At 70.5% G+C, this 20,827-nt stretch carries 17 protein-coding genes and 1 pseudogene; 8 read left to right on the forward strand and 10 right to left on the reverse strand.

All coding sequences use genetic code 11. From position 1 onward, the window contains the following. Positions 1-89 precede the first annotated feature (89 nt). Positions 90-2,459, forward strand: a complete 2,370-nt coding sequence (locus ABD810_RS26740; protein WP_344946111.1) for a Tex family protein — start codon at positions 90-92, stop codon at positions 2,457-2,459. A 373-nt stretch (positions 2,460-2,832) separates the two neighbouring features. Here ABD810_RS26740 and ABD810_RS26745 read toward each other — a convergent pair whose 3' ends face one another. Both ABD810_RS26745 and ABD810_RS26750 read right to left on the reverse strand, forming a co-directional pair. Beyond that, positions 2,833-3,237 carry an ATP-binding protein gene (locus tag ABD810_RS26745; RefSeq protein ID WP_344946114.1) on the reverse strand — a complete coding sequence of 135 codons (405 nt, stop codon included), beginning with the start codon at positions 3,235-3,237 and terminating at the stop codon, positions 2,833-2,835. A 246-nt stretch (positions 3,238-3,483) separates the two neighbouring features. Next, positions 3,484-4,461, reverse strand: a complete 978-nt coding sequence (locus ABD810_RS26750; protein ID WP_344946117.1) for a phosphotriesterase family protein — start codon at positions 4,459-4,461, stop codon at positions 3,484-3,486. 177 nt (positions 4,462-4,638) lie between these two features. Between ABD810_RS26750 and ABD810_RS26755 the strand changes: the two genes are divergently transcribed. After that, the gene (locus ABD810_RS26755; RefSeq protein WP_344946120.1) at positions 4,639-5,625 is read left to right on the forward strand and encodes a malate dehydrogenase; all 987 of its coding nucleotides are present in this window, start codon (positions 4,639-4,641) and stop codon (positions 5,623-5,625) included. 84 nt (positions 5,626-5,709) lie between these two features. Here the strand turns inward: ABD810_RS26755 and ABD810_RS41125 are convergent. The 7 genes and pseudogenes from ABD810_RS41125 to ABD810_RS26785 all read right to left on the reverse strand — a co-directional run. Further along, positions 5,710-6,288: pseudogene (locus tag ABD810_RS41125) on the reverse strand (DUF998 domain-containing protein); the annotation flags it as partial. Between the two features lie 174 nt (positions 6,289-6,462). Further along, on the reverse strand, positions 6,463-8,238 hold the full coding sequence (locus ABD810_RS26760; protein ID WP_344946123.1) for an alpha-amylase family protein: 1,776 nt from the start codon (positions 8,236-8,238) through the stop codon (positions 6,463-6,465). 146 nt (positions 8,239-8,384) lie between these two features. Then, positions 8,385-8,588, reverse strand: a complete 204-nt coding sequence (locus ABD810_RS26765; RefSeq protein ID WP_248959313.1) for a cold-shock protein — start codon at positions 8,586-8,588, stop codon at positions 8,385-8,387. A 253-nt stretch (positions 8,589-8,841) separates the two neighbouring features. After that, positions 8,842-9,936, reverse strand: a complete 1,095-nt coding sequence (gene pcaDC / locus ABD810_RS26770) for a bifunctional 3-oxoadipate enol-lactonase/4-carboxymuconolactone decarboxylase PcaDC (RefSeq protein WP_344946130.1) — start codon at positions 9,934-9,936, stop codon at positions 8,842-8,844. A 60-nt stretch (positions 9,937-9,996) separates the two neighbouring features. Next, positions 9,997-11,154: a 3-carboxy-cis,cis-muconate cycloisomerase gene (gene pcaB / locus ABD810_RS26775; RefSeq protein ID WP_344946133.1), complete on the reverse strand. Its 1,158-nt coding sequence runs from the start codon at positions 11,152-11,154 to the stop codon at positions 9,997-9,999. A 14-nt stretch (positions 11,155-11,168) separates the two neighbouring features. Continuing rightward, positions 11,169-12,065, reverse strand: a complete 897-nt coding sequence (locus ABD810_RS26780; protein WP_344946136.1) for a phosphotransferase enzyme family protein — start codon at positions 12,063-12,065, stop codon at positions 11,169-11,171. Further along, complete coding sequence (locus ABD810_RS26785; RefSeq protein WP_344946140.1) at positions 12,062-13,543, reverse strand: helix-turn-helix domain-containing protein; 1,482 nt, start codon at positions 13,541-13,543, stop codon at positions 12,062-12,064. Before ABD810_RS26785 ends, ABD810_RS26780 begins: the two co-directional genes overlap by 4 nt. A 242-nt stretch (positions 13,544-13,785) precedes the next feature. Here ABD810_RS26785 and ABD810_RS26790 point away from each other — a divergent pair, with 242 nt between their 5' ends. From ABD810_RS26790 to ABD810_RS26810, 5 genes are all read left to right on the forward strand, one after another. Continuing rightward, the gene (locus ABD810_RS26790) at positions 13,786-14,085 is read left to right on the forward strand and encodes a hypothetical protein (protein ID WP_344946143.1); all 300 of its coding nucleotides are present in this window, start codon (positions 13,786-13,788) and stop codon (positions 14,083-14,085) included. Positions 14,086-14,135: 50 nt separating this feature from the next. Further along, positions 14,136-15,071, forward strand: a complete 936-nt coding sequence (locus ABD810_RS26795; RefSeq protein WP_344946146.1) for a nucleoside hydrolase — start codon at positions 14,136-14,138, stop codon at positions 15,069-15,071. Positions 15,072-15,172: 101 nt separating this feature from the next. After that, complete coding sequence (locus ABD810_RS26800; protein ID WP_344946148.1) at positions 15,173-15,337, forward strand: hypothetical protein; 165 nt, start codon at positions 15,173-15,175, stop codon at positions 15,335-15,337. Between the two features lies 1 nt (position 15,338). After that, the gene (locus tag ABD810_RS26805; RefSeq protein WP_344946151.1) at positions 15,339-16,394 is read left to right on the forward strand and encodes a hypothetical protein; all 1,056 of its coding nucleotides are present in this window, start codon (positions 15,339-15,341) and stop codon (positions 16,392-16,394) included. Positions 16,395-16,507: 113 nt separating this feature from the next. Beyond that, complete coding sequence (locus ABD810_RS26810) at positions 16,508-18,628, forward strand: S9 family peptidase (protein WP_344946154.1); 2,121 nt, start codon at positions 16,508-16,510, stop codon at positions 18,626-18,628. Between the two features lie 42 nt (positions 18,629-18,670). Here the strand turns inward: ABD810_RS26810 and ABD810_RS26815 are convergent, their stop codons facing one another. Continuing rightward, positions 18,671-20,032 (reverse strand): hypothetical protein, encoded by a 1,362-nt coding sequence (locus ABD810_RS26815; RefSeq protein ID WP_344946157.1) that lies wholly within the window; start codon positions 20,030-20,032, stop codon positions 18,671-18,673. Positions 20,033-20,230: 198 nt separating this feature from the next. On the opposite strand from ABD810_RS26815, the gene ABD810_RS26820 reads away from it, so the two are divergent. Then, entirely contained in the window at positions 20,231-20,800 is a 570-nt protein-coding gene (locus ABD810_RS26820) for a Pycsar system effector family protein (protein WP_344946160.1), read from the forward strand. The last annotated feature ends 27 nt before the right edge of the window (positions 20,801-20,827 follow it).

A 20,827-nucleotide genomic window follows, 5' to 3' on the forward strand; every position in this document is an offset into this window, starting at 1 on the left:
GCGGACAGGTCCGGGTGCCACGGCGCGACAATCGGGGTGCGGAGCATGCAGAATCGTCCCCGAACCTCAAACGAAGGCGGACCCGGATCGTGACGATCTCCATTCATCAGCAGATCGCCGAAGAGCTCGGCGTGCGCGAACGGCAGGTGAAGGCGGCCGTCGAGCTGCTCGACGGCGGTGCCACGGTGCCGTTCATCGCCCGCTACCGCAAGGAAGCGACCGAGATGCTCGACGACGCGCAGCTGCGCGCGCTCGAGGAGCGCCTGCGTTACCTGCGCGAGCTGGAGGAACGGCGTACGGCGATCCTGGAGTCCATCCGATCCCAGGGCAAGCTCGACGACGCGCTCGAAGCCCAGATCATGGCCGCCGACTCCAAGGCACGACTCGAGGACATCTACCTTCCCTACAAGCCCAAGCGCCGCACCAAGGCGATGATCGCCCGGGAGGCGGGGCTGGAGCCGCTCGCCGACGGGCTTCTCGCCGACCCCTCACGCGAGCCGCTGGCGGCCGCGGCGGTCTTCGTCGACGCCGAGAAGGGCGTCGCGGACGCCGCCGCCGCGCTGGAGGGCGCGCGGGCCATCCTGATCGAGCGTTTCGCCGAGGACGCCGACCTCATCGGAGCCCTGCGCGAGCAGATGTGGTCGCGAGGCCGGCTGGTGGCCCGGGTCAAGGACGACAAGCAGGAGACCGGCGCCAAGTTCTCCGACTACTTCGACTTCGCCGAGCCCTTCACCAAGCTGCCGTCGCATCGCATCCTCGCGATGTTCCGGGGCGAGAAGGAGGAGATCCTCCAACTCACCCTGGAGCCGGAGGAGGCACCCCCCGGCGACGGGCTGAACGGCTACGAGGCGCGGATCGCGCGGAAGTTCGGCGTCGCCGACCAGGGCAGGCCGGCCGACCGCTGGCTGACCGACACCGTGCGCTGGGCCTGGCGCACACGCGTCCTGGTCCATCTGAGCATCGACCTGCGCATGCGCCTGTGGCAGGCGGCGGAGGAGGAGGCGGTGCGCGTGTTCGCCACCAACCTCCGCGATCTCCTGCTGGCCGCGCCCGCAGGCACCCGCCCGACCATGGGCCTCGACCCGGGCCTGCGTACGGGCGTGAAGGTGGCCGTCGTGGACACGACCGGCAAGGTCGTCGCGACCGAGACCATCTACCCGCACGAGCCGAGGCGCCGCTGGGACGAGTCGATCACCGTGCTGGCGCGGCTCGCCCGCGAGCACGGCGTCGAGCTGATCGCCATCGGCAACGGCACCGCCTCCCGCGAGACCGACAAGCTCGCCGGCGAGCTCATCAAGAAGCATCCCGAGCTGAAGCTGACCAAGATCGTGGTGTCGGAGGCCGGGGCCTCGGTCTACTCCGCCTCGGCGTACGCCTCCCAGGAGCTGCCCGAGCTCGACGTGTCGCTGCGCGGCGCGGTGTCCATCGCCCGCAGGCTGCAGGACCCGCTGGCCGAGCTCGTCAAGATCGACCCTAAGTCGATCGGCGTCGGCCAGTACCAGCACGATCTGTCCGAAGGCAAGCTCTCGCGCTCGCTCGACGCGGTGGTGGAGGACTGCGTCAACGCCGTCGGTGTGGACGTCAACACCGCGTCGGCGCCGCTGCTGACGCGCGTGTCGGGCATCGGGTCCGGCCTGGCCGAGAACATCGTGGTCCACCGGGACGCCAACGGTCCCTTCCGGTCACGCCGCGCCCTGAAGGACGTGCCCCGGCTCGGCCCGAAGGCGTTCGAGCAGTGCGCCGGCTTCCTGCGCATCCCCGGCGGGGACGACCCCCTCGACTCCTCAAGCGTGCACCCTGAGGCGTATCCCGTGGTGCGGCGCATCATCGACGCGGCCGGCGGCGACCTCAAGACGCTGATCGGCAACGGCACGGTGCTGCGCGCCCTGAAGCCCGCCGACTTCGCCGACGACACCTTCGGCCTGCCGACGGTCACCGACATCCTCAAGGAACTGGAGAAGCCGGGCCGCGACCCACGGCCCGCCTTCAAGGCGGCGACCTTCAAGGAAGGCGTGGAGAAGATCTCCGACCTCGCGCCCGGCATGCTGCTGGAGGGCGTCGTGACCAACGTCGCCGCCTTCGGCGCGTTCGTCGACGTCGGCGTGCACCAAGACGGCCTCGTGCACGTGTCGGCGATGTCCAGGAACTTCGTCAAGGACCCGCGTGAGGTGGTCAAGCCGGGCGACATCGTGCGGGTCAAGGTGCTCGACGTCGACATCCCGCGCAAGCGCATCTCTCTTACCCTGCGCCTCGACGACGAGCCCACCGCCCGCGGCGGTGACGGTGACCAGGGCCGCAAGGGCGGCAAGAAGCCCGACGAACGCCGCGGCGGCGGCCGGCCAAGGCAGGACCGCGGCGGATCACGTAGCGGGTCTAGTGGCGGGTCTAGTGGCGGGTCAGGCGGCGGAGCCCTCGCGGAGGCCCTCCGCAAGGCCGGTTTGGACAAGGGCCTGAAATAGGTCTTCTGCTCTGTCAACACGCTGGGCGTCTTCGGCTCTGCGAACACGCCCAGCGTCTTAGCAGGTCACGATCTTGGGTGGGCAACACTCGGGTACCCCGATCAACCGGGTAACGGGCGGGGATAGATCCCTCGGCACCAACAGTCACAATCGCCAGAAGTCCAAGGGCTGACCAACCCTATGGAGGCCCTCCCGGCACCCATTTGATCGGGGAACCCGAGTGATTCCCACCCAACCCAGGACCACCCCAGCGCGCCGAGATGGTGACACCAACACATCCGGCACCCCAGAAGGTCGACTGTCAGGAGAAGAGGTGCGTAGGTGGCCTATCCGAGCCGACGGCTTGTTTGCTAAGAGCAACGCGTAGTGGAGATCAGCGTGACACGTCGAACCAGATGACTCGTCCTGCTTCGTCCTCGTTCCAGCCCCAGTCGGAGGACAGCTCCTGGACCAGCCAGAGCCCCCGGCCGCTTTCGCTGAGCGGGTCCACCTGTGCGGGAATGGTCGGGATGCGGGAGAGGGAACCCTCGTCGATCACCTCAACATGCAGGGCGTGGCCGTTGTCGCTCACCGCCAGCCGCACCAGCCCGCATTCGCCCCACGTTGGGTGCGAGTAGCGCACGGCGTTGGCCACCAGCTCGCTCACCAGCAGTTCCACGTGGTCGATCTCGGGGTACTCCGCGACGTCCAGCAGTCCCCGTACGAATGCCCTTGCGATCGGCACCGAACGCGTCCTGGCCGGTAGGTCGACGGCCCCGAGAAGGCTCATCGTTCTCATCGCGTCACCTCCCCCCTTTGGTGCGCCGCCCCGTCCGCCGGCACTCTTCGAGTGTCGCCTCTTCCCCCGGTGGAAAACCACGTCTTTTTACGCGGCCGTGCCGTGATCCTTATAGTGCGCACGACCGCGTAAAACGGCGGCACCGGCTCCCGGCCGGCCACGGCGCTCCGCAGGGGTCCTGGGCCGGGCGGGCATCATACGGGCGTCAAGGAGAGGGCCGGCAATGGCCCAGGAGCACCCCGTCTCTCAGGAGAAGTGGCGGCGGGGGTTGTCGACGAGCATCTGGTGGATCTGGTCGTCGGTGACGCCCTTCTCGCGGAGTGCGGGGAGCACGTCGTCGTGGATGTGGCCGAAGTGCCAGTTCGGGGCGGCCTGGGCCAGCGCGAGGTCCCACGCGCCGCCGAAGTAGTCCATGAAGCAGGCGCTGTCGTGGCTGAGGACGATGCGGTCGGCGTATCCGCGGGCGCAGAGGCTCGCGATGGTGTCCACGCGGGCGGCGGTGGGGTTGAAGACGTCCAGCCCGAACCGGTCCATGCCAAGCGTCGCGCCCGTGTCGGCGAGCCGCATGAGGTAGTCGAGGTCGTTGGAGTCCCCGGAGTGGCCGAGGACGACCTTGGTCATGTCGACGTCCGTCTTGGCGAACAGGTCGACGGTCGCCAGCCCGGCCTCGGTGAACGCGTTGGTGTGGACGGTGATGGGCACGCCGGTCATGCCGTGGACCTGCGCGACGGCCCGGCAGATGCGCTCGACTCCGGGGGTGAGGCCGCGCTCCTCGACCGCGCACTTGAGGAAGGCCGCCTTGACGCCGGTGTCGGCGATGCCCTCGGTGATGTCCCGCATGAAGTCGAGGACCATGGGTTCGGGCACGTCCAACAGTTGCCCCGGGCCGCGGTGCAGGTACTGGAAGGGCACGTCGTCGAAGGAGTACAGGCCGGTGGCCACGATGATGTTGAGGTCGGGCACCTCGGCGGCGATGCGCTGGATGCGCGGGATGTACCTGCCGAGCCCCCATACCGTGGGGTCGACGATGGTGCCGACTCCCTTGGCGGCGAGCGCCCGGAGCTTGGTTATCGCGTCGGCGACGCGGTGCTCCTCGTCCCACCAGGCGCCTCTGCCGTAGTTGTCGATGTGCTCGGGCGACAGGACGAAGACGTGCTCGTGCATGAGCGTCTGGCCGAGGTCGTCGACGTCCACGGGACCGCGAACGGTTTCGACTGCGGGCATACCGCACCTCCCGGTCTGATGCCGACGGACCGAATCTCCGTACAGTAGGCCCGCATGGATCAAGCGTCAACGGCCGCGCGGCGCGCTCCGGGAGGGCCTGCGTTCGAGGGGCGGGGAAACAAGCGGATACCCTTCGGCTGTTCGGAATACCGTCAACCGCCCACGTAGGGGAACGTCATGACGCAGGCTCCCGTCAAGGTCACCGTCACCGGCGCCGCCGGCCAGATCGGCTACGCGCTGCTCTTCCGCATCGCCTCAGGCCAGTTGCTCGGCCCGGACGTGCCAGTACGGCTGAGCCTGCTGGAGATCCCACAGGCCGTCAAGGCCGCCGAGGGCACCGCCATGGAGCTCGACGACTGCGCGTTCCCGCTGCTCCGGGGCATCGACGTCACCGATGACGTCAATCGCGCCTTCGACGGCACCAACATCGCGCTGCTGGTGGGCGCCCGTCCGCGCACCGCGGGCATGGAGCGGGGCGACCTGCTGCAGGCCAACGGCGGGATCTTCAAGCCGCAGGGCAAGGCCATCAACGACCACGCGGCCGACGACGTTCGCGTGCTCGTCGTGGGCAACCCGGCCAACACCAACGCGCTGATCGCCCAGTCGCACGCGCCCGACGTCCCCGCCGAGCGGTTCACGGCGATGACCCGGCTCGACCACAACCGCGCGCTGTCGCAGCTCGCCGCCAAGCTGGACGTCCCGGTGACGGCCATCACCAAGATGACCATCTGGGGCAACCACTCCGCCACCCAGTACCCCGACCTCTACAACACCGAGGTCAACGGCAAGATCGCCGCCGAGCAGGTGGACGAGGGCTGGCTGCGGGACACCTTCATCCCCACGGTGGCCAAGCGCGGCGCCGCGATCATCGAGGCGCGGGGCGCGTCCTCGGCGGCCTCGGCCGCCAACGCCGCCATCGACCACGTCCACGACTGGGTGAACGGCACGCCCGAGGGTGACTGGACCTCCGTGGCGCTCCCGTCGGACGGCTCGTACGGCGTGCCCGAGGGATTGATCTCCTCGTTCCCCGCGGTCTCCCGTGGCGGTCGCTGGGAGATCGTCCAGGGCCTCTCGCTCAACCAGTTCTCCCGGGAGCGGATCGACGCCTCGACGGGCGAGCTCGGCGAGGAGCGCGACGCCGTCAGGCAGCTCGGGCTTCTCTGAGCCGTCACTTCCCCGCCGGGGCCGGACATCCCGGACGGGTACCCGCGCGTTCTCCCGGCCTGCGGCGGCCGACAGACCGATCAACACGAGGACCACGACCTCGGTGACCACGACCAGGCGCTGGGTGAGACCGGCGGGGATGGCACCGGGGTCGAGGCCGAGCATGCGGATCAGGTAGGGCACGAGCACCAGGACCAGGAAGAAGCCCGCGGCGAGGCTCAGGCCTCGCAGCGACCGGGAGTGCCTGCCCCCGCGCGCCGCCACCGCCAGTCCCGCGACCGGCATGCAGACGAAGGCGGCGAAGGCGGCGTAGCGGTGGATGCCTCCCGACATGGAGAGCGACATCCCCGGCTGGTCCGTGGGGAACGCCGCGACCATCAACATGCAACTGGCCCACGCACCCACGAGGACGACCGTCAGACGCTCGGCATGGCGCCGCGCCATCTCAAGGGCCAGCAGGGCCGAGCCCACGGCGAACAGCGTCAGCGAGACCGCCAGCAACCAGCCATACGGGCGGAAGGCGTACTCGCTGATCATGTCGCGCAGCGGGTCGAGATCCGAGGCCACGTGGAGCGTGACCATCGCGGCGGCACCGCCGGTGATGGCGGTGAACCCACCGGTCGTCAAACGATTCGTCATGCATTTGACTTTGGCCGCCGGCATGACGCAGAGGCATCGGAGATCGGCCGGAGCCGGCCCTGGAGCGCCCCCGAGCCGACCCCGACCTCACCGCGCCCTGAAGCGGATCCGAGCCAGGGTCGATCCCGGTTCACCAGGGCGAACGACCCCAGATCTCCGCAGGGGGCCCGGCAGGCCCCCCGCTACAGATCCCGGCCGCTACGAACGGCTCTGGGCCTCGGACTCCTTCACGTCCGCCGCGTCGGCCGGGGCGAGTTCCGGCTCGGATGCTCGCATCCAGCGGCAGCCGTACGGATCCAGCTCGATGGTGACCCGGCCGTCCGATGAGATCTTCGAGGTGCCGTCGAGGAGCAGGTCGGTCAGCACCTGGCTGTCGTCGAGGCCGTCGAGCGTGAGGTCGAAGGTGACCTCCTTGTCGGCGAAGTTGTGCATGGCGAGCACGGTGGCCCCGTCGATGTCCGCGCGATGGGCCAGCACGGAGGACTCCCCGGTGTCCAGCACCTGGTAGTCACCCCAGGCCAGCTCCGGGCACCCCCGGTACTGCTCGATGAGCTTGGTCATCCACATGAGCAGCGAGTCGGGGTCGCGCCGCTGGGCGCTGACGTTGATGTGCTCGGGACCGTACTCTCCCTCGACCAGGGGGTTGCGGAAGGACTTCGGGTCCGCGGTGGAGAAGCCGCCGTTGCGGTGGGGGGTCCACTGCATCGGCGTCCGTACGGCCTGGCGGCCCTCGGCCCGGAGGTTCTCCCCCATGCCGATCTCCTCGCCGTAGAAGAGCACGGGCGTGCCCGGCAGCGAGAAGAGCAGGCTGTAGACCATCTTGATCTTCCGCAGGTCGCCGTCCAGCATCGGCGGCAGGCGGCGGCGCAGCCCGCGGCCGTACAACTGCATGTCCTTGTCGGGGCCGAAGGCGGAGAAGACCTCCTGGCGCTCCGGCTCGGAGAGCTTGTCCAGCGTGAGCTCGTCGTGGTTGCGGACGAACGTCGCCCAGTGGCTGTCCTTGGGCGGAGCCGGGCGCTCCTTCAGGGACTCCGCCAGCGGCCTCGCGTCGCCTCGGGCGAGCGAGAGGTACATGCGCTGCATGCCGATGAAGTCGAAGCACATCGTGACCTCGTTGCCGAGGTCGTTGCCGAAGTACTTCAGCAGGTCGGGGTACTCCAGGTTGACCTCGCCGAGGAGCATGGCGCCGCCGTCACGGCGGTTCATGAACGCCCTCAGGTCACGCAGAAAGTCGTGCACGTCCGGGAGCTTCTTCGCGTCCTGCCCCTTACCGGCCTTCTTGCCATCCTGCTCGCCGGCGGGCGCCTCCTTGGAGCCCTCCTCCTTCTTGGAGACGTCCTCCACCAGGAACGGCACGGCGTCGACCCGGAACCCGGAGAGCCCGAGCTCCATCCAGAAGCCGAGGACACGGGCGATCTCGTCACGAACCTCGGGGTTGCCGACGTTGAGGTCCGGCTGGAACCGGTAGAAGCGGTGGTAGTAGTACTGCCCGCTCTCCTCGTCGAGCTGCCAGAGGCTGTTCTCCTTGTCGGGGAACACCACGCCCTTGGGGTCGTCGGGCTCGGGGGTGTCGGACCAGATGTACCAGTCGCGGTAGCGCGACTCCTTGCTGGAGCGCGCCTCCTTGAACCACGGGTGTTCGTCGGAAGTGTGGTTGACGACCAGGTCGGCGATGACGCGGATCCCGCGGTCGCGCGCCGTGCGCATGAACTCGACGAACTCGCCGAGCGTGCCCAGCCGGGGGTCCACGCTGTAGAAGTCCGTGATGTCGTATCCGTCGTCACGGTCGGGGGAGGGGAAGAACGGCATCAACCAGATACAGGTCACGCCGAGCCGTTCGAGGTGATCGATGTGCTGGGTGGCACCGCGGAAGTCACCGATGCCGTCACCGTTGCCGTCGGCGTACGTCTCAACGTCGAGGCAGTAGACGACGGCGTTCTTCCACCACAGGTCTGAGGTATGGGTGAGTCTCACTCGCCCGCATCTACCCTGAGGCGGGCAAAATATCTGCCACGACGGAAGCGGGATCGCCGTGGAGCGGCAAAGCCCGCCTCCGTGGCCGGGAAATCTTAGGGCCCGTACCGATTAATCGGTACGGGCCCAGATGAGAATGGCTGACGTCAGATGACGGTAACCTGCTCGGCCTGCGGGCCCTTGGCCCCCTGAACGGTCACGTAGGTGACGCGCTGGTTCTCATCCAGGCTGCGGTAGCCACCAGAGGTGATCGCCGAGTAGTGCACGAACACGTCGGCACTACCGTCGTCCGGAGCGATGAACCCAAAGCCCTTTTCGGCGTTGAACCACTTGACGGTGCCTTCAGACAACTCTGCTTCTCCTTGTATGGAGCTTCACCGGGCCGCCAAGTCGGCGGCTCGGGGCTGCGTAGCGGACCATACCCTGCATCCACGAAACCGCTGAAGAAGCAGAACGACCGCTGTCAGGAAACTTCCCGCGGGCGCTTTTTGAAAAGACGTTCGAGGAAACTACGACTGCAACACGGTTGACCCTACCGGCTGGGTCCCTGAATCACAAACGAATCACGCGTGTCGCGGCTCCCGGCCCTTCCGCCGAGCGCGCTCAGCCATGCTCCCGCAGGACTTTCTGGGCCACGGCGAAGGCCGCGTTGGCCGCCGGCACCCCGCAGTAGACGGCCGTCTGGAGCAGCACTTCCTTGATCTCGTCCGGGGTCAGGCCGTTACGCAGCGCGGCCCGGACGTGCATGGCGAGCTCGTCCATGTGACCGCGGGCGACCAGTGCCGTGAGGGTGACGCAGCTGCGCGTCTTGCGATCGAGACCGGGGCGCGTCCAGATCTCGCCCCAGGCGTACCGGGTGATGAAGTCCTGGAACTCTGCGGTGAAGTCGGTGGTGGCCGCCTGCGCACGGGAGACGTGGGCGTCGCCGAGCACCTCCCGCCGCACCTTGAGCCCCAGGCCGTGGCCGAGGAACCGCGACATGAGCCCGGAGACGACGTCGGCGTGTTCCACGTTCGCCAGATGCGCCGCGTCGGCGACCACCGCCAGCCGCGCGCCGGGGATGCCCTCGGCGAGCGTCTCGGCATGCTGGATGGGGGTCGCCGGGTCCTTGTCCCCCGCGATGACCAGGGTGCGCGCCGCGACCTCGGGCAGCCGGTCGCGCAGGTCGAAGGCCGCGATCGCCTCGCAGGCCAGCGCGTAGGACTCCGGATCGGTCCCGAGCAGCGTCGTCTGGACCGGCTCGGCCAGCTCGGGATCCACCCCGAGCGTGAACCAGCGGGCGGTCACGATGCCCGCCAGCCACGTCATCCCCTCGGCCCGCACCTTGGCGGCGCGCTCGTGCCAGGGCCCCGGCTCTCCGAACCGCGCCGAGGTGCAGCAGAGCACGAGGTCCGAGACGCGCTCAGGCGCGATGGCCGCGATGGTGAGCGCGACCGCCCCGCCGAGCGACACCCCGCCCACCGCGAAGCGGTCGGTGTCCGCCAGTGCGAGGACGGCCCTGGCCAGTTCCTCCATGGAGAAGCCGTCCTTGACCGAGGGAGAGCCGCCGTGGCCCGGCAGGTCGTAGCGGAGCACCCGCCACGTACGGCTCAGCTCGGCCGCCTGGGGCTCCCACAGGTGCGTGGTGGTGCCGAGCGAGGGTCCCAGCACCAGCAACGGCCCGTCGTCCGGCCCGTCGACCCGATATCGCAACTCCACGTCGTCTCCCTGCTCCTTGTCCGCGCCGGCGTGACCATCCAGTCGTACCCGCCGATGTGGTCACCGGCTCGTGCGATAGGCCTCCAGCGCGCGGTCGACCAGGTCAACGGACGCGCCGAGGCCGCCGGACAGCTCGCCGGTGGCCTCCAGGTTCGCACGCATGCGCTCGGGAAAGATCTCCAGGCCCCCGCACAGCTCGGCGGCGGTCTCCGCGGCTCCTCCGGTCAGCCGCAGGCACTCGCGGAACGGCAGCCACTCGGCGTGCCAGGCACCCGCGGCCCGCTCGTGCTCGGACACCAGCGAGGACTGCAGGATCTGCGCCAGCGCCGGCACCTGCGACGCCGCCGACCGCACCAGGATGGACAGCACAGGGTTGCGCTTGTGCGGCATCGCCGACGACCCTCCGCGTCCGGGGGCCACCGGCTCGGCCACCTCGCCGATCTCGTTCTGGGCCAGCAGCACGACGTCGGCCGCGATCTTCCCCAGCGCCCCGGTGGTCGTGGCGAGCGCCGCGCCGAGACCGGCCACCGCCGTCCGCCGCGCGTGCCACGGCAGTACGGGTCGCGCCAGGCCCAGCTCGTCGGCGAACCGGTCGATGAGCTCGGCCGGGCCGAGCCCTTCCAGAGTGCCCGCGGCACCGCCGAGCTGGGCGGGCGGCCGTACGTCCCGGAGGGCCGAGCGCGCGTCGAGCACGAGCAGCAGCCAGCCCGCCGCCTTCACGCCGAACGTCACCGGCACGGCGTGCTGGCCGAGCGTGCGCCCGGCCATGGGGGTACGGCGGTGCTCGTCGGCGAGCCGTGCCAGCGCGGCCAGGATGCGGTCGAGGTCGGCCAGGATGACCTCACGCGCGCGGGTCGCCATCAGCATCAGCGCCGTATCCACGATGTCCTGACTCGTCGCCCCACGGTGGATATATCCGCTCAAATCGCTGTTCGCGGCGCGTAGCTCCGCCAGCAGGGGGACCACCGGATTGCCCGCGCCCCGGGCACGCCGCGCCAGCTCCACCACATCGATCTCAATCTTGTCGCACAGCTCCGTGACGCCCTCGGAGGCCCACGCCGGCACGATGCCGAGCCGTGCCTGCGCCCTCGCCAGCGCGGCCTCGGCGTCGAGCATCCCCCGGAGGAACGCCTGGTCGGAGGTCGCCCACTCCACGATCGCACCCGCCCGGACGGGCGAGAGCAGCCCCGCGTCCAGGGGAAGCCGGTCAGGGGTCATTCCGAAGTCCTCGTTCAGGCCGGTTCGGCCAGGTACCAGCGTGCCTGGCCGTCGCCGCGGGTCAGGGAGTCGAGCCGGCGCGGCAACTCCTTGCGCGAGAACGGGTCGCGAGCCGCGTTGCGGATGTGGATGCCGACGGCGTACATGTCCCTGATCTCCATGAGCGTGGGGTAGCCGTGCCATCCACGCAGGTCGGAACCGTAGGCCCCGGCGAAGTCGTCGACGTCCGCCGCCGTCAGGCCGAACCTGCGCTGGCCGTGGTAGGTGTGCACGAGATCCCATTCGCGAGGGCCCACGGCGACCCCGTCCCAGTCGCACAGCACGGCGTGGCCGTCCTGGCAGCGCAACAGGTTGTCGATCCACGCGTCGCCGTGCAGCAGCACCGCAGGGCCCGCCGTGTCCAGCGCCGACCACCGCGCGGTGAGCTCGGCGACCCGGTCGCGAAGCCAGGCGCGCTGGCAGGGCGTCAGCACCTCCTTGCGCTGCTCGACCGACTCGCGCACCTCGGCGAGCGGGTCGGCGAGCCGCTTCAGCGGGAACGGCGGAACCGGAAGCTGGTGCAGGCTGCGCAGGATGTTGCCGAGCTGGGTCGTCGTCGGACGCCCGCTCGCCGGCACGTAGTGCCAGAACGTCACCACGCGCCCATCGTACGAAAGAGGCTGCTCGCCGAACTCGTCCGCCGGGCGCACGGTCGGGAAACCCTGATCGGCCAGCCACCTGGCCACGGCGAGCACCACCGGCAGCCGGGTGAGGGCGTCCGGCGCGGTGGCGATGCGGACCACGATGTCGTCGCGGAGCTTGAAGACCGCGTTGCTCCGCACCCGCAGAAGCCGGGCTTCCCGGGCGTCGAGGCCGACGCTCTCACACACATCCCGCAGGATCGCGGCGGCCTCGTCCGCCAGCATTCTCATGGGCGTTCCAGCGCTAGCTGCGGGCCTGATTCCGCGAGCAGGTCGTGGAGATGTCGCGCGGCTGACGTGCGCCGATGTCCCCGCGGGACGCTCGCGAGCAGGGCGCGTGCCCGCGTGACCACGATCGAGGTGCGGTGCTCGGGCGGCACCTGCGTCAGCGCCTGTTCGGCCAGCCGGCACGCCTCGTCGTACCCGCCCTCTCGCGCGACGTGCGCCGCCTGGTCGAGCAGGACGAGCGCCGGGTCGATCGTGTAGGGGTTGGAGGGCCGCGAGATCCACTCCTGCACCTGCTCGGCCTCGCCCAGCTCGATGAGCGTGCCCATGCGGTAGAACTGCAGCCGCCGCTCGGAGAAGCGGAACGCCAGGTGGTCGGTGCCTTCGCGGGGCATGCGAGAGAAGATGCGCTCGGCCTCGGCCAGCGCGACGCGCGCGGCCTGGTGCTCGCCCATGCGCGCCAGCGCCCGCGCCTCGGCCGCCGCGCCAAGCGCCGCGGGCGAGCTTGGAGCGCTCCCGGCCAGCATCCGGGCCTCGCGCGCCAGCCGTACGGTCTCGCCGAGGTCGCCGTAGTAGTAGGGCAGCATGGCCTCCTGCGCCCGGACCAGGGCGCGCAACCTGACCTCGCCCATGTCGTCCGACGCCGCGCGGGCCGTGCCGTACCAGGCGTGCGCCTGCCGGGTGTCGCCGAGCTTCATGAGCGCGTCGGCCGACAGCAGGGCGAGCATCGTGGTGGCGTTCAGCAGGCGGCGCTGGGTGACGGCCGGCTGCCGGGCGGAGGCGAGCCTGCGGACGTCGGCGATCTCGAGCATCAGGCGGTAGAGCATCGGCAGCGGCGCGCTCTTGATGTATTCGCGGCGGTAACGCAGGACCTGCTCGTCGAGCCGGTCGAGCTGGTCCTCGCTGACCGTGCCAGCGGCGAGCGTGCGGTCCATGTCCTGGCGGGTGCGCTCGACCTCCGCCAGCAGGCGGCCGTTGAGGGGGATGCCCGAGCTCAGCAGCGCGTGGTGGAACAGCGCCCGGCGCTCGGCCTCGTCGTCGAGATCGGGGGCGGCGGGCCGCGTCTGCGGGGCGGTGTCCTCCTCCGCCTGGCCGACGTGGGCGGGGGCGACGACCAGGACGTCGGGCCCGTCACCGTCGTCGCAGTAGTCGGCGGCCAGGCCCAGGCGCACGGCGTTGGCCGAGTAGAGCCGGGCGATCTGGTCGATGGTCTGCGGCCGGGGGCGCGCGCGGTTGTTCTCCCAGGCGTTCAGCAGGTCGATGCTGGCGCGGGGCAGGCCGAGGGCGTGGGTCTCGCACAGCCGCTCGAGCTCCTCGATGGCCTGCCGTGCCGACCATCCGCGCGCGAGCCGGTGGGCCTTGAGCAGGCTCACCCCGCAGCAGCCGTTGATGGCCTGAGCCGTCTGCCAGTGACTCCACTGCCGGGAAACGGCCTGCTCTCGCCAGCGTCGCGCACACGCCGGGGAGTGTTCCCCACGGGCCATGTCTGCCCTCCGCCACTGGAGTGTCCGGCCTTACGGATGTTTCCCAGATGTTAACCAGTCGGCACCTAAAGACCTAGACCGTTATGGGACTGAGGCCCAGGGCATCCGCGTGGTTTCCACGTAAAGCCTGCTGCCACACGACGGTATTCCACTTATCAGTGGATTTGCTCTGATTGCCGGTTACTCCGGCCAGGTCCACGCTGGTCCCCAACCGGTCCCCCACGTCCCCGCTGGAGACCACCATGAAGACGGCAGAACCAAGGATCCAGTCGGCCGAGGCCATCGACCACCTGGAGCGACTCGCCGCGCAATTGGAGGCCCACGCCTTCCAGGTGCGCCTCACGGCGCGCACCGGCCTCTATCCGCGCCTGCGTGTGATCAACCCCATGGCCCCCGCCGTCACCGAGGACGTGCTCGCCGCCAACGCCGCTGATGGGGAGTGGTGGTTCTGGCTGTCGTGGGCCGGCCGCATCGGCCACGCCTCCGACATCGTCACGGCGGCGGAACGGATCGCGAGCGTCCTGCACGTCATCCGCCGCTGAGCCCCGGCCGGGATTTGCCGGTGATGTGGGGCATCGTCCAAGCTACAGGAGTGGCTCCCAAGAAGATCATCATCGACTGTGACCCGGGTATCGACGACGCGCTGGCCCTCACGCTCGCGCACGGGAGCCCCGCGCTGGACATCCTCGGGATCACCACGGTGGGCGGCAACGTCGATCTCGGTCACACGACGGGCAACGCGCTCCGGCTGCGGGAGTTTCTCGGCTTTCCCGGCATTCCCATCACGGCCGGCAGCGCCGGCGCCCTCCTTCGCACTCCGGTGAACGCGGCGGGTGTCCACGGAGAGCACGGCCTGGGCGAGGCCCGGCTGCCTGAGGCCACCCTTCCACCGGCCGAGGGGCACGCCGCCGACTTCATCATCGACACGCTCAGGGCCGCTCCCGGCGAGGTCACCCTGGTCGCGATCGGCCCGCTGACCAACGTGGCCCTCGCCCTGCTCAAGGAGCCGAGGATCGTCGAGTGGGCGCGCGAGTTCGCGATCCTCGGCGGCTCGTACACCCGGGGCAACCACTCCCCCGCCGCGGAGTTCAACATCGCCGCCGACCCCGAGGCCGCCGCCATCGTGTTCGACGCGGGCTGGACGGTCACGATGATCGGCCTGGACGTGAGCCGCCAGGCTCTCGCGGTCGGCGAGGTCGTCGACCGCATGCGGACGATGGGACGGCTCGGCGCCGACCTGCTGGTGCCGTGCGTGGAGTTCTACGGCATGGTCACGGCCACCGAGGGCCCGGCCATCCACGACGCGTGCGCGATCGCCTACCTCATCGACCCCTCGCTGGTCACCGTGGACCCGGCGGTGGTCCAGGTGGAGACGGCGGGCCGGTTCACCTCGGGGATGACCGTGACCGACTTCGTCCTGGGCGACCGCGCGCCCAACGCCCTCGTCGGCACCTCGCTCGACGTCCCCCGCTTCTGGGACCTGGTCCTGGAGGTGTACGAGGACGTCGCGCGGCGGATCGGCGGCTAGGCCACGCCCCGTTCCGCCTGCACCCGACGCGTTCGAGCCGCACCAGTGGCGTGGCCGCGACACTTCCTGCAAGCATGCAGTGCCATGGGGAGAGAGCGCCGGTGGCCGATCGCGATTGCCTGCATGGTCCTGCTGACGGCCTGTGGCGGTGGCCAGACGCGGACTCCTGCGGCGCAGGCGCCCACGAGATCGCCGGCGACCCCTTCCACGGCACCCTCGGACGGGCCGTCCCCGAGCGGTACGCCGGCGTCCGGCACCACGGGTGAGGTGGCCGCCTCCTCCGGCTGGAAGCCCGTCCCCGGCGCCGACCTCGAAGGCGACGCGGCGCTGCTCGACATCGCGGCGACGGGCCCGAGCGACGCCTGGGCGGTCGGGTACAAGGAGAGCGCGGAGGACAGGGAGGGCACCCCGGCCCTCCAGCACTGGGACGGAAGCCGCTGGACGCAGACGGCCGTGAACCCGTCCAAGGTCTGGCACCTGGTGGGCGTCAGCGCCGCCGGCCCCGACGACGTGTGGATCGTCGGCAACGGCCAGAGCCCCTACGCCGCGCGCTGGAACGGCGGCCGCTGGACCGAAATGCAGCCCTTCGGCGCGGCCGACGACTACTTCCTGTCCGACGTCGCGACCAACAAGGGCCATGCCTGGCTCGTGGGCCGCAACTCCTCGCAAGGCATGATCACCGAGTGGACCGGCAAGGGTTTCCGTAACGCCCTCCATGCCGACGGGTACTTCACGGCCGTCACCGCCAAACCCGGCCACGTATGGGCGGTCGGCGCCGACGCCCTGACCTCGGACGGCCGCCCCGGCATGCCGATGGTGTGGCACGGCAGCGCGGTGTCGGGGCCGGACATCCAGTCATGGGAGCGTGGCCAGACCCCCGAGATCCCCGGCGGGGTGCTGCGTAGGGTCTGGATGATCACCCCCTCCGACGTGTGGGCGGTGGGAAGCGTGTCGTCGTCCGGCGACACGACGGAGGTGCCGCTCGTCCTCCACTGGAACGGCGCCTCCTGGCAGAAGATCGAGGTCCCGGCCTCGCGGGGGAGGCTCGACGGGGTCACGGCCTTCGGCGCGGACGACGTCTGGATCAGCGGCGTCGACGCCGACCACTCGCGCCAGGTGCTGTTCCTGCACTTCGACGGGCAGAAGTGGACCCGGTCGTACGGTCCGGCGTTCCGGGCGACGGAGGAGGACCAGCAGTATCCCGAGTCCGACGACGTCGGCAAGACGGGCATCGCGCGGGTGCCCGGGACCTCCCGCCTGTGGGCCGTCGGCTCCGTCGGATGGGGAGACGACGAGGACGACTTCATTCTTCGCCACGGCTGACCGGCCGAGGTGAGCGCGCCGCGGCCGGTGCGGGCGTCAGGGGACGGCGGGCGAGCACCGGCGATCCTCTGGCAGCGGGCGAGCACCGGCGATCCTCTGGCAGCATGCCGAGCATGAGTGAACGGAACTTCCCCCGCCAATTCGCCCGTACCAGGCGATTCAGCCTCGGCGTCCCCCGGCGGTTCGGCATCTCACCCGACGGCCGCCGGGTGGTGTTCCTCCGTTCCGGCGGGGACGACCCCGTGACCTGCCTGTGGACGCTCGACGTCATGAGCGGCCAGGAGTGGGTCGTCGTGGACCCTCGCACCCTCCACGAGGGGGAGGAGGAGATCCCCGACGAGGAGAAGGCCCGCCGCGAGCGGTCGCGCGAGAAGTCGAGCGGTGTCGTCGGGTACGCGACCGACGCCGACGGGAGCCTCGCCGCGTTCGCGCTCTCCGGCCGGTTGTACACCACTCGCCTGGACGGCTCACAGGACAAGAGGGAGCAGGCGGCCGAACTGCGCGTCTCCGGGCCGGTGATCGATCCCCGCCCTGACCCATCAGGGGCGCGGATCGCTTACGTGGCCCAGGGCGCGCTGCGGGTCGTCGACTCCGACGGCTCCAACGACCGGGCCCTGGCCGAGCCCGACGGCCCCGAGGTCGGGTACGGGCTGGCCGAGCACGTGGCGGCGGAGGAGATGGGACGCGACCGGGGCCACTGGTGGGCGCCCGACTGCTCCGGCCTGCTCGTGGCGCGGGTCGACACCTCTCCGGTGCAGCGGTGGTACATCTCGGATCCGGCGAACCCGGCGACCCCACCCCGGCAGATCGCCTACCCCAGCGCCGGCACGGCCAACGCGGACGTCTCCCTGTGGCTCATCGGCCTCGACGGCTCGCGCGTGGCCGTCGACTGGGACCGGGCCGCCTTCGAGTACGTCGTCGCGGTGCACTGGGCAACGGCTCTCCTGGTCGTCGTGCAGAGCCGGGACCAGAAGACCACGCGGATCCTGGAGGTCGATCCGGGAACGGGGGCCACCACGGTACGCCGCGAGGACCGCGATCCGGCCTGGGTGGAGATCGTGCCCGGCGTGCCGGCGCTCACCGCGTCCGGCGCCCTGGTCTGGACCGGCGACCACGGCGAGACCCGGCATCTGCTCGTGGACGACGACCGCGTCACCCCGCCGGGGCTTCAGGTGCAGGCGATCCTCGACGTCGACGGCGACACGGTCCTGTTCGCCGCCACCCATGAGCCGACCGAGAGCCACCTGTGGACCTACTGCCCCGGCGAGGGCCTCCAGCGGCTCACCGAGGCTCCCGGCGTGTACGACGGGCGGCTGTCCGGGGGAACGACGGTGGTGAGCGCCCAGTCGCTCGACCACGACGGCACCGTGGTGACCGTCCACCGTCACGGGAAGCCGGTCGCCGAGATCGCCTCGCACGCGGAGAAGCCCGTGCTCACGCCCCGCGTCGAGCTCATACGGGCCGGCGAGCGGGAGCTTCGTACGGCCGTGCTGCTGCCGTCGTGGCATCGGCCCGGGTCGGGGAAGCTGCCCGTCCTCATGGATCCCTATGGCGGTCCCGGCTTCCAGTCCGTCCTGGCCGCTCGCATCCCGACGCTGCTGGTCTCCCAGTGGTTCGCCGAGCAGGGTTTCGCCGTGGTGGTCGCCGACGGCCGGGGCACCCCCGGCCGCGGGCCCGCCTGGGAGAAGACCATCCGCGGCGACGTCGCGGCCCCTGTACTGGAGGACCAGGTGGCGGCGCTGCACGCGGCGGCCGAGCGTCACCCCGACCTCGACCTGTCCCGGGTGGGCATCCGCGGCTGGTCGTTCGGCGGCTTCCTCGCCGCGCTGGCCGTGCTGCGGCGTCCGGATGTGTTCCACGCCGCCGTCGCGGGGGCCGCGCCGACGGACCAGCGCCTCTACGACACCCACTGGAAGGAACGCTTCCTCGGCCACCCGGACGAGGAGCCGGACAACTACACGCGCAGCTCGATCATCCACGAGGCGGCCGACCTGCGGCGCCCGCTCATGCTGATCCAGGGCCTGGCGGACGACAACGTGATCGCGGCCCACACCCTGCGGTTCTCCACCGCGCTCACCGCCGCGGGCCGCCCGCACACCGTGCTCCCCCTTCCGGGCATGACCCACATGGCCTCACAGGAAGCCGTCGCCGAGAACCTGCTGCTCCTCCAACTGGACTTCCTGAAGCGTTCCCTCGCCATGGAGGACCGGGACCCGGCCGCCCCGTCGTCGTGACAGCCCCGCGACCCCTCTGCGTATCGGCGTTTCAGCCCTACGTCAGAAGAAGTGGCCGTCCCTGACCTCAACGGGGCGGCCCACCCATTCTTCTTCGATCATGGAGGTGAGGGGTTCGCGGGAGGTCGCGACGGTTCTCACGCCGGGGGCCGAGACGACGGCGATGGCCTGGGCCGGGGTGGCGTTCTCGTAGGTGACGGTGTAGCCGTCGACGACGCCTTGGCCCGTGTAGCCGGCCACCAGCGGCACGGCCTCCGTCCCTGGGGTTACGTCTTCCCAGCGGAAGCCGGACTCGTGGGGCCGGCACGACCACAGGCCCGCGGCCTGCTTGGTGAGCATCCCCGAGACCGAGGTGACCAGGCCCGTCGACTCGGGGTCCTCGAGGAGCACCCGGGCCATCTCCGCCGTCGCCTGGAGGGCGTAGTTGTTCAGCGGGCCTCCGGCGAAGGGCATGCCCCCGGTCACGGTGAGGTCGTCGCGGCCGGTCACGCCCAGCTCGCGGGCCTGGATGCGGACCGCCGAGGGAAAGCAGCTGTAGAGGTCGAGATGGTCGACGTCCGGCGCGGAGATGCCGGTGAGGTCCGCCAGGGCGGCGCCCACGGCGGCGAACCCCGGGGAGCGGTGCAGGGACGGCCGGGCCGTCATCGGGATCATGACGTTCGACTCGGCGGCCGCGAGCGGGAAGACCCACTGGTCCCGGGGGATGCCGAGTGACCTGGCGAACCCGGCGGAGCAGAAGATCAGGGCCGCCGCCTGGTCGACGTTCCACTGCGAGCAGTGCCACTTGCGGTAGGGAAAGGAGAGCATGTCCTTCCTGCCCGCCACCGGGTCCGTCGCGACGGAGTGGAAGGCCGACCACAGCCGGTCCAGTTCCCGGGCGTGCTCCGCCGGGGACACCCCCTCGGCCGCCCGCAGCGCGGTCTCCAGCACGGCGTACTGCCGCACCGGCAGGATCAGCCCTCGCTCGCTCTCCAGCGGGGAGAGGATGTCCTCTTTGGGTTCCATCACCTCGTCAGGGGGGAGCCCCGGGACGGTTTCCGGGAGGGACGCCCCGGTGATCTTCGCGCGCAGCCACCGGTGCCGGTCCTCTCCCCCGGCGACGAGCGCGACGTCGACGGCTCCGGACGCGATCTCCGCGCAGGCACGGGTCATCAGCGTCTGCTGGAGGACCCCGAGCTGGGCGACCACCGTGCGCGCCGAAGGGCAGAGCGCCCTGCCGGGATCGGCGTACTTCCAGGTGCCTCGGGGGACCAGCACCAGCCCCGCCCGTTCCAGCAGGGCCGGTGGCCCGGCCCCCAGTGCCGCACGGCGCATCAGCTCAAGGGCGTCGACGGCCTCGACCGGGTCCTCGCAGCGCTGCCGTGCCGTGCCCACGCCGACCAGCACAGGGGTTCGCGGATCCACTGTCACCTACCAAGCGGTCGGTTCGGACGACTAGACGCACGATACAGACCCGGCGTGCCGCGGAGGCGCGCGACTCTCCCGGTGGCGGCCGGTGAGCGTGTATTTCTTCCTGTACGACTGCCGGTGGCTCATGGCATGCTCGCCCGCAGATGCGGCACACCGCGTGCCTATGGCCGACCGGAGGGTTGGAACCCGAGCGTGCTACGTCGTCTAGGGAAGGCTCTGGCCACCCATCAGCCGTTGTCCCGGATCGAGGCGGAGGCCGCCGCCCGTGCCTACGCGCTCCGGCTTCTCGCCGAGACGCGTGAGGAGGTCAACAAGGCCGACGCCAAGGCCCAGGTGCTGCTCGGCGTCGCCGGTGTCGGGCTCGGCGCCGTCGTCGGCGGGCTGATCGCGGGCGGATGGTCGCCGTTCCGGCTGGCGAACTCGGTCGAATGGCTGTGGTGGGCGGGAACGGTCACGGCGCTCGGGGCCCTCGCCTGCCTCGCGGGGGCGGTCTACCCGAGGACCGGCATATCGCACGTGAAGGACCCGAGGATCGTCGCGTACTACGGCGACGTCATGCGGTTCGAGTCGGTCCACACGCTGGCCAACGCGCTGGTCGCCGCGTCCGCCCCCGACCTGAGGAGGATCGCCGACCAGGTCCTCCGGGTGAGCGGCATCGTCGACCGCAAGTACCGGCTGATCCGGTGGGGTTTCTGGCTGCTCTCGGCCGCCGTCCTGTCGACGATCGCCTCGGTCGTGCTCGACCTGATCCTTCCCCCGTAACCCACCAAGCGATTGCTCCAACCAGGT

Source organism: Sphaerisporangium flaviroseum (assembly GCF_039537005.1).
In the GTDB taxonomy this organism is placed as follows: domain Bacteria; phylum Actinomycetota; class Actinomycetes; order Streptosporangiales; family Streptosporangiaceae; genus Sphaerisporangium; species Sphaerisporangium flaviroseum.